We start from the raw sequence: 12,807 nt of genomic DNA, 5'->3' as shown, positions 1-12,807 counted from the left end.
TTAAAGTGATTGGAGTTAATTTAACTCTAAGTTTGTGAAAGGACGGCGCATGACGGTCAGTCAGGTAATCGAGCCCCGGTCGGCGGGACCGCTGCGGGCGGTCGTGTTCGATATGGACGGCGTGCTGGTGGAGAGCGAGCACCTCTGGGAACGCATGTGGACCCGCTACGCCGCCAGGCACGGGCACGAGTGGAGCGCCGAGGACACCTCGACGGTCCAGGGAATGAGCTCGCCGGAATGGTCGGCCTACCTCGGCAGGGTCTGCGGCGGCCCCGAACCCGCCTCGGAGACCGAACGCGCTGTCGTCGACGACATGATCGCCGCGCTGGACGACGGCGAGATCGAGCTGCTCGACGGTGCCCGCGAGATGGTCACCGAGGTCAGCGCGGTGGTTCCCATCGCGCTCGCCTCCTCGGCAGCCAGGCGGCTGATCGACGCCGTGCTGGACCGGCACGGTCTGGCCGGGCACTTCACCGCGACCGTCTCCAGCGCCGAGGTTCCCAGGGGCAAGCCCAGCCCCGACGTCTACACCGAGGCGGCCCACCGGCTCGGGTTCACCGGCCCGGAGTGCGCGGGCGTCGAGGACTCCAGCAACGGCATCCGCGCCGCCCACGCGGCCGGGATGAGCGTGGTCGCCATCCCCAACGCCGGTTATCCCCCCAAGCCGGACGCCATCGCCTCGGCCACCGTCGTCGTCGATTCGCTGGACCGAGTGCGCGAGACCCTGCTGGCCATGCTGTCCGAACCGGTGACCGAGAGCGAGGGTGCCTGATGACCGGACTGACGGACGCCGCCACCTTCAAGGACTCCTGGCTGGACGGTTTCGTCGCCGCCTACGGCCGTTCCGTGGCACGCGTGCCCGGCGCCTACGGCGTGGTGGGCAGGCACGCCCCCCGCCGGGGCAGGGTGTCGGTGGTCATCGGCGGCGGCTGCGGGCACTACCCCGCCTTCGCCGGGCTCGTCGGCCCCGGGCTGGCCGACGCCGCCGTGATCGGCGACGTGTTCACCAGCCCCAGCGCCGAACAGGTCTACCGCACCGCGCTGGCCGCCGACGGCGGAGCCGGGGTGCTGTTCAGCTACGGCAACTACTCCGGCGACGTGATGCACTTCGGGCTCGCCGCACGGCGACTGGCCGCCGAGGGTGTCGACAGCCGCACCGTGCTGGTCACCGACGACATCGCCAGCGGTTCCGCCGACACCCCCGAGGTCAGGCGCGGCGTGGCCGGGGACCTCTTCGTGTTCAAGATCGCCGGTGCCGCCGCCGAGCGCGGCGACGACCTGGACCGCGTGGCCGCGCTGGCGCGCAGGGCCAACGAGCGCACCCGCACCTACGGCGCCGCCTTCGGCGGCTGCACGCTGCCCGGCAGGTCGGAACCGCTGTTCACCGTCGAGCCCGGCCGGATGGAGCTGGGGCTGGGAATCCACGGGGAGTCCGGGGCGCGCGGCGTCGACGCCATGGGCGCCGAGCAACTGGCCGCCGAGCTGGTCGACAACCTGCTGGCCGAGCTGCCGCCCGGCACCGAGCGGGTGGCCGTGCTGCTCAACGGACTCGGACGCACCAAGTACGAGGAGATGTTCGCCTGCTACCCGGCCGTCGAGCGCCGGTTGCGGGCCGCCGGGCTGCGCCCCCACCGCCCGGAGGTGGGGGAGTTCGTCACCTCGCTGGACATGGCCGGGCTCTCGCTGTCGCTGCTCGCGCTGGACGACGAGCTCGCCGAGCTCTACGACGCGGACTGCGACACCCCCGGTCACCGGCCGCTGCGACCGCCGGCCGCCGACGAGCCCGCCCCCGGCGAACGCGGAGCCGCACCCTCGGAGGAGTCCGAGAGCCGGGGTGGACTCGTGCACGAACTGCTCGACCGCGCACTGCGCGACGTGGCCGCCTCCGAGGACGAACTGGGCGGGCTCGACGCCGTGGCGGGCGACGGGGACCACGGTCAGGGCATCGTGCGCGGCCTGCGGGCCGCCGTCCGGGCCGCGGACGGGGCGGGCAGCGACTCGGCGGACCCGCGCTCGATCGGTGACGCTCTGCTGGCGGCCGGGACCGCGCTGGCCGACGCGGCCGGTGGGGCTTCCGGTGCGCTCTACGGCACGCTGCTCAGCCAGACCGGAGCCGGACTGCGTGACCACGGGAGCGTGAGCACCGCCCTGCTGGCCGAAGCGGTGTGGGAAGCGTCCAGGGCGGTCGCCGAGCTCGGCGGCGCCGCCAAGGGTGACAAGACGCTGCTCGACGCGCTGGAGCCGTTCGCCGAGGAGCTCGCCGAACAGGCTCGTGTCGGATCCGAGCAGCCCGCCGCGCTGACCGCCGCTGCCGAGGTCGCCACCGAGGCGGCGCGGGACACCGCGCTGCTGACCTCCGCGCGCGGTCGCGCCTCCCGGCTGGGCGGGCACGACCTGGGCACCGTCGACCCCGGTGCCACTTCCCTGGCCCTGTTGCTCAACGCCGTGGCCGCCGGAGTCTCCGACGGCGCCTGCGAGCGGAACCGTCGAAAGGGGAACCCGCGATCATGAGCCCGATCACCGTGGCCGTGGCGGCCGACAACGCCGGTGTGGAACTCAAGAAGCTGCTCGCCGAACAGCTGGAGGGTGACTCCAGGGTGGGCGAGGTGCTGGACTACGGGGTGCACGACGACTCCGACGACCGGGCTTACCCCCGGCTCGGGCTGGCGGCGGCCGAAGCCGTGGCGCGCGGCGAGGCCGACCGGGCGGTGCTGGTCTGCGGCACCGGGATCGGCATGTGCGTCTCGGCCAACAAGGTCGAGGGAGTGCGCGCTACGGTCGCGCACGACTCCTATTCGGCGGAACGCTCGATCAAGTCGAACGACTGCCAGGTGCTGACCATGGGAGCCAGGGTCATCGGCCCCGAGCTGGCCAGACGACTGGTCGACGAGTGGTTGGGCTATTCCTTCGACCCGTCCTCGGCGAGCGCGGCCAAGGTCGCCTACATAACCGACTACGAACACCGGAGCTGATAGCCGCGGCCGTCGGCGGCAGCGGTGGAACGGCCGGAGTGCCCCCGGAGTAGCTGGATCGGCCCCGGCCCGCCGTCGCGGTGAGCCATCGGACAGCGGTGGGACCGCTGAAGGAGGAATCAACAGTGCGCGTGCTGGCAGCGGGAGACAACTTCGTCGGCCCGGACCTGCTCGAGACCGCGGTGCGTTCCCAGGTGGACGCCCCGGAGGTCGGCAGGCTCAAACTTCCCTGGCCGGTCGAGCCGTTCGGCCCCGTAGGCGGGGTCGAGGAGGCCAGCGGAACCGAACAGCAGGTCATCGAGGCCGCCGAGGGCGCCGAGGTGTGCGTGACCCAGATGGCGCCGTTCACCGAGCGGGTGTTCGACGCCGTGCCCTCGCTGCAGCTGGTCGCCGTCTCGCGCGGCGGTCCGGTCAACGTGGACCTGGCGGCGGCGACGAGGGCGGGGGTCTCGGTGACCTACGCGCCGGGGCGCAACGCCGCCGCTGCCGCCGAGTACGCGGTCGGCATGATCCTGGCGGCGATGCGGCGCATCCCCGACTCCGACTCGGAGCTCAAACGGGGCGAGTGGCGGGGCGACTTCTACGCCTACCCCGAGGCGGGCATCGAGCTGGAGGGCAGCACGGTCGGCCTGGTCGGCTACGGCGCGATCGGCAGCAGGGTCGCCAGGGTGCTGCGCGCCTTCGGCGCCGAAGTGTTGGTGGCCGACCCCTACACCGACCCGGACAAGTTGCGCGCCGACGGGGTGGAACCGGTCGGGCTGGAGGAGATGCTGCCGCGCTGCTCGGTGGTCAGCCTGCACGCCAGGCTCACCCCGGAGACCAAGCACCTGCTCGACGCCGACCGGCTGGCGCTGCTGCCCGAGGGAGCGGTGCTGGTCAACACCGCCAGGGGCGGGCTGCTCGACTACCGGCCGCTGTCCGGGCTGCTGCGCGACGGCAAGCTGGGCGCGCTGGCGCTGGACGTCTACGACGAGGAACCCCCGCCGCCCGACTGGCCGTTGCACGGCGCGCCCAACCTCATCACCACTCCGCACCTGGCGGGGGCCACCCGGCAGACCGCGCACCGGGCCGCCGAGATCGTCGCGGCCGAGGTCGGACGCTACGCGCGCGGCGAGCCGGCCGCGCACCTGGCCAACCCCGACGTCCTGGGGAGCGAGACATGATCACCGCGGTCGACATCGGGACTTCGCTGACCAAGGCGGCGGCCTTCGACGACTCGGGTCGCGTGCTGGTCGAGGCGAGCAGGCACTCGCGCCTGGAGCACCACTCCGACGGCAGGGTCGAGCAGGACCTCGACGACGTCGTGTCCACTGTGGCCGCGGTGGTGCGTGAGGTGGGGGAGCGGACCGGGCAGCGGCCGCGCGCGGTGGCGCTGACCGGGCAGGGCGACGGGTTGTGGCTGCGGGACTCCGCCGGAAGGCCGGTCCGCCGCCCCATCTCGTGGATGGACGGTCGCGCCGCTCCCGTGGTGAAGCGGTGGCAGCGCGACGGGGTCAGCAGGCAGGTCTACGACCGCACCGGCAACGGGCTGTTCCCCGGTGCGCAGGGCCCCCTGCTGGCCCACCTCCGCGACCACGAGCCGGAGTCGCTGCGCGAGGCCGCCGTGGCCGGTTACTGCGTCGACTCGGTGCTGCACGTGCTGACCGGTGAGATCGGCGTGGACGCCTCGGACGCCTCCGTGCCGTTCCTGGACGCCGACACCAGGGAGTACGACGAGCAGGCGCTGCGGGCGTGCGGGCTGGAGGAGTACCGGCACCTGCTGCCCGAACCGGCCCGGCCGAGGCAGCTGTTCGAGCTCGGCGCCGACGGTGCCGAACTGCTCGGCTTACCGCGGGGGCTGCCGGTCACGGCGGGGCCGTTCGACCTGCCCGCCTGCGCCGTGGGCGGCGGGCTGCGCGAGTTCGGCGACGGGCTGCTGATCGTGGGGACCACGCTGGCCTGCCAGGTGCTGACCGAGGTGGGCAAGCGCCGTTGGCAGGACGAGCCTTCCGGGATGTGGCTGTGCACGCCCGAGGAGGACGAGCTGCTGCACGGCATGCCAGCGATGGTGGGAACGGCCAGCCTCGACTGGGTGCTGGAGCTGCTCGGGATGGAGATCGGCGACCTGGGTGGTGCGTTGGAGACCAGCCCGCCCGGCGCCAACGACGTCTCCGCGCTGCCGTTCCTGGCGCCGGGCGGGGAGCGCTCGCCGTTCGTGGACCCGCGTGCCAGTGGGCAGCTCAGCGGGGTGCGGCTGGGAACCAGCCGCAGCGACGTGGTGCGGGCGGTCTGCGAGAGCGTGGCCTACGCGGCGCGGCACTGCTTCGAGGCGGCCGGGCTGGACGGCAAGCTGGTGGCATGCGGTGGTGGCACGCGTTCGCACCCCTGGGCGCAGGTGTTCGCCGATGTACTGGGGCAGCCGCTGCACCTGCCGGACGACCCCGGCATGGGTGCCAGGGGAGCGGCCGTGACGGCGGCTCGCGCGCTGGGCGACGAGGTGGACTCGGGCGAGTGGACGCTGCCGCTGCGCGAGGTCGAGCCCGATCCCGGGGTGCGGGAGCGCTACGAGGACGGCTATCGCCGGTACCGCGAGACCCTGGACAGCATGCGCGAGCTCTGGCGTGACTGGATGGGCTGAGCTCTTCCGCCAGTGGTGTGTGGTGGTTTTCGCGCGAAAACCACCACACACCACCGTGCTGGTGCTCCATCGGGTTCGGACGTGCCCGCTCGATGTCGGTCCTGCCGGGGGGAGTCGGCGGGAGGTAGCGCCGAGCGAGCCGTCGCCGAGGCGAGTCGACGAAGTCCCGGCGGGCCCGTTGCGTAGATCGTCCGAGGGGCGGTACTCCTCGGAACCCGACCGGAGGGCTCGCGGCCGGAACTGCAGGATCCCTCGTCCGGGCAGGCCGCGGGCTCTCCGCCTCGACAGGGACGCCGGCGAAAATCCGTCCGGAGTGGATTATCCTCGTCCGTCGTTTCCGACGCGTTCGTTCACGCGTTCCACACGGGGCGGCATCGGGAACAAGTATAATTTCCTTGCCGGTGTGTCGGGTTCGTGAAATATGTTTCACTGCGACATGCGAGTGTTTCCCTGTCACCTGTGGTGTGATTGGTCGTCCTTCTCATTGTCCGGCCGTGGTGGTGCTGCCTCAATTGTGGGCGCATCGTCCCGTCGGATGTGGAGAGGAGGTGATGAAAATGCGCAGTATCGACATGCGGATCGCCGCTGTGAACAGGAGTGATCGCAAGGAGCGCCCCTTTGTTTGGTGGTGGAGCCAGTCCTGATGATCACTTCCGTCGTGGGGCGGGGAAATCCCCGCCTCACGACCTTGATCGGGAATTCTTGTTTCGACGCCGGAGAATTCGGAGTGCTTCATGCGATTGCGTCGCCGTCGCGGACTGGTCTGTTACTGGCACGGGGGAAATTTCGTCGTCCACCCGCATCCTGGCGGTGATCCGCTCACGATGCACCCGGTGGCGGCCGAGATCCTCTCCGCGTTCGAGGAGTGGACCGATCCCCTGGAGGCGGCCGAGGAGCTGGGGCATCTCTCCGGGGAGAGCCTGTCCGGCGCGGTCGATCAGTTGCACGAGAACGGGTTGCTGCTGGCGGAGGGCAGCGCCGAGGCCGAGTCCGACGAACGGTTCGACCGGCAGTGGGGTACCTGGGCCCCGGAGGCGTCCTTCTTCCACTACGCCACCCAGGACGTCAAGTACCCCGACACGGAGCAGCCGGCGAACATCGTGTCGGGCGGTGAATCCGATTCCCCCTTCGTGCTGTTCACCGGTTATCCGGAGGCCGACCGGATTCTGCTGCCCCGGCCGCGCTGCCCGGAGCTCGCCACCCCCTACGACGAGGTGCTGTACGCGCGCCGCACCCGCCGGGACCACACCGAGGAACCGGTACCGCTCGAGGTGTTGAGCGCGCTGCTCGCCACGGTGTTCGCCCCGGTGGACTACATCGACTGCGGACGCTGCGCGCTGTTCCGCCGCACGAGCCCCGCGGGCGGGGCTCGTCAGGAGCTGGACGCCTACGTGGCGATCCGCAACGTCACCGGGGTGAGGCCGGGGACGTACCACTACAACCTCAGAGAGCACTCGCTGGAACTGCTCTCCGAGGGCTTCACCCCGGAGGACGCGACCCACTTCTGCGCGGACCAGGAGTGGGCGCGTGGCGCGGCGTTCCTGGTGGTGCTCAGCGCGGTGGTGGACCGGCTGCTGAGCAAGTACCCCACGCCGCGCTCCTACCGCGTGATGCTGCTCGACGCGGGGCACTTGGGGCAGACCTTCGCGCTGACCGCCACCGCCCTGGGGCTCGGACCGGCGCAGACCGGGGCGTTCCACGACTCGGTCGTCGCGGAACGGCTGGGCCTGGACAACATCGGCAGCACCCCGCTCTACGTGCTGGCGGCCGGGTACCCGGCGCCCGAGCAGACCGAGGCGCCACCGATGGCCGAGGTGGAGACCTTCCGGCGCACCGACCTCGGCGGAGTCGCCGTGGAGTCCAGCTGATCCGGTGGTCCGGTTCCACCGCTGCCGGGGAAAGTTCCCCGGAACTGGTCGGAAGGGGGTGACCGGAGCGATCCTTCCGGAGATGACCGCCGGTTCCCGGCGTCGGGGCCGACCAGTGGGGACGGCGTGGGGTTCGTCAGGCGTTGGCGCTTTCGGGCGCGGTGTTCGACTTGCCCGATGTGCCCGAGCCGCGCAGCAGCCGGTCGATCGAGTAGTTGCCACCGTTGAAGCCGAGGGCGAGCGCGGCGGCGGCCAGCACGAGCACGTACTCGTACTCGGAGAAGCCCTGGCTGAGGTGTACGAAGAACAGCGCGCCGAGCATGACCACCGCCAGCAGTGCTCCGGCCAGCGGCAGCGCGACTCCCACGATGAGGGCTATACCGCCCAGCGTCTCCACCAGCGCCGCGAACCACGCGGACAGAGCGGGAGCGGGGATTTCCATCTGGGCGAACGAGTCGGTCGTACCGCTGATCCCCCACTGGGTGAACTTCTGCAGGCCGTGCACGACGAACACGATCCCGATCACGACACGCCCGAGCAGCAGGGCCAGGTCGCGGACGGCGGTTGGTAACTGCGGCACGGTCTTCCTCCTGTGGGTCGGAGCCGGGAGATCCCGGCCCGGATAGTTCGAATCGAAACCACCGCCAAACTACCGGGTTGTTCAAATTCGAACAACCGTTATGATGGATGCATGACGCAACCAAGGTGGCTGGACTCCCAGGAGAAGGCAGCGTGGAACGCCTTCCTGGAGGTGAGCCACCGGGTGGAGCGGCGTGTGGAACATCACCTGCGCGAGCAGGAGGGACTCTCGCACCCCCAGTACGAGATCCTGGTGCGGCTGGCCGACGCGCCGGACTGGCAGCTGCGGATGACCGAGCTGGCCGAGTCGTTGCTGACCTCCAAGAGCGGCGCCTCGTACCAGATCGGCAAGCTCGAGAAGGCCGGGCTGGTCCGCCGGAGCTCGTGCCCCGGGGACGATCGTGGGGTGCTCGCGGTGCTGACCGAGGAGGGGATGGCGACACTGCGCCGGGCCGCCCCCGGCCATGTGGAGCTGGTCCGCTCCTCCCTGATCGACCTGCTCAGCCGCGAACAGCTGGCCGCGCTGACCGACGGGCTCGACACGGTGGCGCGGGGGTTGGAGGACTGAGCGGCGCGGCTCGGCATTTGAGCCGGTCAGGGCGATCTCGGTGGCCACTGGCCCACCCGAGAATCGGCCGGATTTCGGAGCCGACAGGAACGAGGTCGAGATCCTGGACTGCTTGCACCGGGTGACCGTCCATGTCGAGCGGACTTTCACCAAAGCGGTACCGAAGTAGCGGACCGATTCCATCGCCTCTCGCTCGCCATTCACTCCTCGATGACGACTCGCCGCAGTGGTTCTCCCAGCACTGTGGCACTGCCGGTGGTGTCCATGTGACGCTGTGCCAGCGTGTCCACCGCCAGTTCCTCGGGCAGCGCCGTGGCGAACTTCAGCCCGCGCAGCGCGTTCCAGCACCGCAGCAGACCGGCCGCGTGCAGCACCGATTCCTCGTTCGGGCCCAGGAACAGGCAGTTCCGTACCGAGCCGGTACGCCTGCCGGTGCGGCCGAGCCGCTGCAGGAACGAGGAGACTGTCGCGGGGGCACCCAACTGGATCACCCGGTCCAGGTCCCCCACGTCGATGCCGAGTTCCAAGGTGGAGGTGGCGACGATCACGCAGTCGCTCGCTTCGGCGAACGCCTGCTCGGAGGAACGCCGCTGCGTCGCCGACAGCGAGGAGTGCGAGACGAAGGTCGTCACTCCGCGGAAACGGAGCGCCGTGGCCGGCTCTTCCACCCTGCGCCGGGAGTCGACGAACACCAGCCGTTTCTCACCCCGGTGCAGTGCGGCGATCACTTTCGCCGCGTTCTCCACTGTTCCCACGTGGTCCAGCGTGATCTCCGGTACACCGGCGGGGGCGCTGGTGGTGTGCCGCTGGTCACCAGCCTCATCTGCTGGCGACGACTCCCACACCAAATGCGTTAGGGGCTCTATAGATGCCGTCGCACTACTAGATGCCCCTGAATGGCCTACCGGGCGTTCGGAGGGTGGTCTACTCGAACCGCCGAGCGAAGTCCCGCAGCTGGTGAGTAATCCGTTCAGCGATGGCTGTGCGGTTATCGGGTTGGTCTTCGTAGTCGATGCGGAAGGTGCGCATCATGTCGAGCAACTCTCGTTCCTCGGCCGGTTCGTAGTACCCCAAACTGGTAACGAGGAGGCAGCAACGGTAGGGGGACAAGACACCGTCCAGACAGGTCCCGGCAGCGTTGAAGCAGGCCATGGGAAAGTAGGAATCGGAGGTGTCTCGGCCCATCAGTGTTCTCGGGGGTATCCGCAGCAGAACCGGCTCGGCGATTTCGTCGTCACGCCCTGCTTTCCGCTGCGGATCAGCGGCGACTTCGGTGAAGGCGTCGCACTTCCCCAATTGGTCGATGCAGTCCAGGCTCACCCGTTCCAGCGTGCTGTGCGTGCGCTGTTGACCGGGGTCGTCCAACAGCGCACGCACTTCTCGATAGGATTCCACCAGGGTGGTGCCGGGGATGTCGGAGTACCCCAACGCGGCGCACCCGTGGATGAACCGGGTCAAGCCACGGCGCAACGCCAGATGTGGATTGGCCTGGTCCTGTCGCTCGGCGTGCTCACGCAGCTGCTGAATCCGCTGCCGTACTCCCCTCGGTCTCATTCGAGGCAGGGTAGGTCATTCGCCACTGCTTGTCTTCGAGGGTGTCTTTCTGGGCCGAAGCAGGCTGCCAGAAGGTACACTCGCGCCAGTCATTATTTGGCTCAGTGTAGATCGTGGCTATGTCTCCGGTCGCGTCATTGACGACGACGTCACCTCTGCGGTCCGTTCCGTGGTACTGAACGATGTAACGTGTATTTCCTGGATCACCTGGGCGGGGAAAGCCATAACTTACCACCCGGTCGGCACAATGCATGAAACTATAGACATCAACGTAGGGATCGTGCGCGGGGCGATTTTCAGTGTCCCACACCATGTGTTTGAGAGAGCTGCAGCGCCATTGGTGTGTTTCGCCAGTGCTGGGGTTGACCCAGCCCATGATGACGAAGCTGTTGTCAACAGCCTATTCTAGGTAGTCATCCATGCGTTGTTCCAGCTTTGCGGCGTCGAACTCGAAACCTGGTGCCGGATCGGCGCTAGCTGTCGGTCCAGCAGTCACGAGCGCAGTAGCGACGATAGCACCGCTAGCCAGAGTCGCTAGAAAGCGACGCATAGATTCCCCTTCTTGGTGTGCCGGGAAATTAATTCTGGTTCGGGTAATAAATTTATGGTGTTCAGTGTTCATGTTGCAAGCGTCTGTGTGTTCCGTCACGGGTTGGGCTCTATTGTGTTGCTTCACTCGCACGAGGGCATGATTCAGCGTACGCTGATTGGTCTAGAGTATATGGGTGTTCTGATCGATAATCTCCTGGGGGTTTTTCGTATAATAGAAGCGGCCTTATTTGCCGGTGCGCACCACGAAAGGATGTATTCGACCGCGTTGCTTATACTTGCGGAGAATTTTTCGTTGAAAGGGATCGCTGTATTTCGGTTTTCTCCGATGGTGTCGCATAAGATTTTTCCTTGTCGGCTGTGGTAGTTGTTCGCACGGGTTTTCCTGCGCGAGTGTGGAACTGTTGTTTGCGGTTGTCGTGGACTCTTCATCAGTGGTTGAGCTGTCCTCGCCGGAGCTGTCTACTCCGCAGGCGGCGAGCAGCAGGCTTCCTGTAGCGAGCCCTGCCAGCAGGGTGGTGCGGCTTGTTGTGGAGTGTCGGGGCATGGTGGTCATTCCTGCTTTCCGAGGTTGGTGACGTTGCCTTCGTCGGTTTCCTGGGGAAGTCGGATTTCCTAGTGGAAAGATTGGACGGCCTTCGGGGGTCTTCTCTCGGTCCCGTAAGGTCCTTTCCTCGGAGGCGTCCTCGTTTCCGGCGGCGACCTGTTGATTGAGTTTCGCGATGGCCTCACCGGCGGGGTTAGTACTGCAACGGCACTCGTGTGAGTCGGTAGTGGATCGTGGTGGGTGTGGTGCTGGATGTGATCTCGGTGGAGTTGGAGCGGGTGCACGCGCGGATTGCGGGGCGGTTTGTGCGTTCCGAGCCGCGGGCGCGGGTGCGTGAGTATGTGTCTGGCCTGGTCGCGGGCTTGGAGCGCAAGAACGGGTGGACGATTGCCGAGCAGGCTGGTGAGGTCAGTCCGGACGGGATGCAGCGGCTGTTGCGGCGGGCGGACTGGGACATTGCTGGGGTCCGCGATGACGTGCGGGACTACGTCATCGAGCATCTCGGCGAGTCCGACGGGGTGTTGATCGTTGACGAGACCGGGTTTGTGAAGAAGGGCACGCGTTCGGCGGGGGTGCAGCGGCAGTATTCCGGCACGGCGGGGCGCACGGAGAACTGCCAGATCGGCACCTTTTTGGCCTACGCCTCTGGGTCCGGGCATGCGTTGATCGACCGGGAGCTGTATTTGCCGAGGTCGTGGACTGACGACCGGGATCGGTGCCGAGCGGCCGGGATACCCGACGAGGTCGGTTTCGCCACCAAGCCCCAGCAGGCCCAGGCCATGATCGACCGTGCTGTGCAGGCCGGGGTGCCGTTCGCCTGGGTCACCGGCGATGAGGCTTACGGGCAGGCGCATTACCTGCGGGACTGGCTCGAGCACCGTGATGTGGCCTACGTGCTGGCCACCAAACGCACCGACACCCTGACCACCGCCGGCGGTGACACGCGCCGGGCCGACGAGCTCGTCACCACACTCTCGCCGGGCTCGTGGCGGCGGCTGTCGGTCGGGGCCGGTGGGCACGGGCCACGCCTGTATGACTGGGCCCGCGTGCCGCTGGGCACGGCCTGGCCGCCCGGGCGGGGTCGCTGGCTGCTGGCGCGACGCTCGATCAGCGACCCCAGCGAGATCGCCTACTACATCGCCTATGGGCCCCGCCGATCCCGGCTGCTCGACCTGGCCTGGACCGCCGGCTCGCGCTGGCATGTCGAGGAATGCTTCCAACAGGCCAACAACGAGGCCGGACTCGACCACTACCAAGCACGTTCTTGGCGAGCCTGGTACGCCCACACCACCCTGTCCCTGCTCGCCCTCGCCTGGCTAGCCGTCGCGAAAACCCAGGCCATACAGGGGGAAACCGCGTCAGCAACCAGGGCATGATCGACTACACCTTAGCAGAGCTCCGTCGCCTGTTGATCAACCTCATCACCCGAACACCACACCCCGCCGACCACGTCTGGTCCTGGTCACGCTGGCGCCGACGACGCACACCACCAAGCCCGACACTGCCACTACCAACAACGCGGCTACCCACTCTGAGCGCCGTTGCAGTATTAG

General features: G+C 68.3%; 10 protein-coding genes and 1 pseudogene. 8 read left to right on the top strand and 3 right to left on the bottom strand.

What is annotated here, in order from left to right:
- Window positions 1-49: 49 nt before the first annotated feature.
- The 6 genes from BLQ75_RS21590 to BLQ75_RS21565 all read left to right on the top strand — a co-directional run bounded on the left by BLQ75_RS21590 (window position 50) and on the right by BLQ75_RS21565 (window position 7,457).
- Window positions 50-772: an HAD family hydrolase gene (locus tag BLQ75_RS21590; RefSeq protein ID WP_092604512.1), complete on the top strand. Its 723-nt coding sequence runs from the start codon at window positions 50-52 to the stop codon at window positions 770-772.
- Complete coding sequence (locus BLQ75_RS21585) at window positions 772-2,511, top strand: dihydroxyacetone kinase family protein (RefSeq protein WP_092604511.1); 1,740 nt, start codon at window positions 772-774, stop codon at window positions 2,509-2,511. Before BLQ75_RS21590 ends, BLQ75_RS21585 begins: the two co-directional genes overlap by 1 nt.
- 5 nt (window positions 2,512-2,516) lie before the next feature.
- Window positions 2,517-2,972, top strand: coding sequence for a ribose-5-phosphate isomerase (locus BLQ75_RS21580; protein WP_092604543.1), 456 nt, complete (start codon window positions 2,517-2,519; stop codon window positions 2,970-2,972).
- A gap of 125 nt (window positions 2,973-3,097) precedes the next feature.
- Window positions 3,098-4,135: a 2-hydroxyacid dehydrogenase gene (locus BLQ75_RS21575; protein WP_092604510.1), complete on the top strand. Its 1,038-nt coding sequence runs from the start codon at window positions 3,098-3,100 to the stop codon at window positions 4,133-4,135.
- Complete coding sequence (locus BLQ75_RS21570; RefSeq protein WP_092604509.1) at window positions 4,132-5,589, top strand: FGGY-family carbohydrate kinase; 1,458 nt, start codon at window positions 4,132-4,134, stop codon at window positions 5,587-5,589. Before BLQ75_RS21575 ends, BLQ75_RS21570 begins: the two co-directional genes overlap by 4 nt.
- 734 nt (window positions 5,590-6,323) lie before the next feature.
- Window positions 6,324-7,457 carry a SagB/ThcOx family dehydrogenase gene (locus BLQ75_RS21565; protein ID WP_092604508.1) on the top strand — a complete coding sequence of 378 codons (1,134 nt, stop codon included), beginning with the start codon at window positions 6,324-6,326 and terminating at the stop codon, window positions 7,455-7,457.
- 136 nt (window positions 7,458-7,593) lie between these two features.
- Here the strand turns inward: BLQ75_RS21565 and BLQ75_RS21560 are convergent, their stop codons facing one another.
- Window positions 7,594-8,037, bottom strand: coding sequence for a DoxX family protein (locus tag BLQ75_RS21560; RefSeq protein ID WP_092604507.1), 444 nt, complete (start codon window positions 8,035-8,037; stop codon window positions 7,594-7,596).
- A gap of 111 nt (window positions 8,038-8,148) precedes the next feature.
- Between BLQ75_RS21560 and BLQ75_RS21555 the strand changes: the two genes are divergently transcribed.
- On the top strand, window positions 8,149-8,604 hold the full coding sequence (locus BLQ75_RS21555) for a MarR family winged helix-turn-helix transcriptional regulator (RefSeq protein ID WP_092604506.1): 456 nt from the start codon (window positions 8,149-8,151) through the stop codon (window positions 8,602-8,604).
- A 338-nt stretch (window positions 8,605-8,942) separates the two neighbouring features.
- On the opposite strand, the pseudogene BLQ75_RS21550 reads toward BLQ75_RS21555, so the two are convergent.
- Both BLQ75_RS21550 and BLQ75_RS21545 read right to left on the bottom strand, forming a co-directional pair.
- Window positions 8,943-9,389, bottom strand: a pseudogene (locus tag BLQ75_RS21550) (helicase-related protein); the annotation flags it as partial.
- A gap of 139 nt (window positions 9,390-9,528) precedes the next feature.
- Entirely contained in the window at window positions 9,529-10,158 is a 630-nt protein-coding gene (locus BLQ75_RS21545; RefSeq protein ID WP_092604504.1) for a hypothetical protein, read from the bottom strand.
- A 1,338-nt stretch (window positions 10,159-11,496) separates the two neighbouring features.
- Between BLQ75_RS21545 and BLQ75_RS21535 the strand changes: the two genes are divergently transcribed.
- Window positions 11,497-12,630: an IS701 family transposase gene (locus tag BLQ75_RS21535; protein WP_092604163.1), complete on the top strand. Its 1,134-nt coding sequence runs from the start codon at window positions 11,497-11,499 to the stop codon at window positions 12,628-12,630.
- The last annotated feature ends 177 nt before the right edge of the window (window positions 12,631-12,807 follow it).

Origin of the sequence: Actinopolyspora xinjiangensis (assembly GCF_900104475.1) — a bacterium.
In the GTDB taxonomy this organism is placed as follows: Bacteria; Actinomycetota; Actinomycetes; order Mycobacteriales; family Pseudonocardiaceae; genus Actinopolyspora; species Actinopolyspora xinjiangensis.
This window is presented reverse-complemented; position numbering and strand designations above follow the sequence as displayed.

Bases quoted from the DNA above. Each gene is read 5' to 3' on its own strand.
- BLQ75_RS21590 (WP_092604512.1), top strand. From the start codon at position 50: ATGACGGTCAGTCAGGTAATCGAGCCCCGGTCGGCGGGACCGCTGCGG.
- BLQ75_RS21585 (WP_092604511.1), top strand. From the start codon at position 772: ATGACCGGACTGACGGACGCCGCCACCTTCAAGGACTCCTGGCTGGAC.
- BLQ75_RS21570 (WP_092604509.1), top strand. From the start codon at position 4,132: ATGATCACCGCGGTCGACATCGGGACTTCGCTGACCAAGGCGGCGGCC.
- BLQ75_RS21565 (WP_092604508.1), top strand. From the start codon at position 6,324: ATGCGATTGCGTCGCCGTCGCGGACTGGTCTGTTACTGGCACGGGGGA.
- BLQ75_RS21555 (WP_092604506.1), top strand. From the start codon at position 8,149: ATGACGCAACCAAGGTGGCTGGACTCCCAGGAGAAGGCAGCGTGGAAC.
- BLQ75_RS21545 (WP_092604504.1), bottom strand. From the start codon at position 10,158: ATGAGACCGAGGGGAGTACGGCAGCGGATTCAGCAGCTGCGTGAGCAC.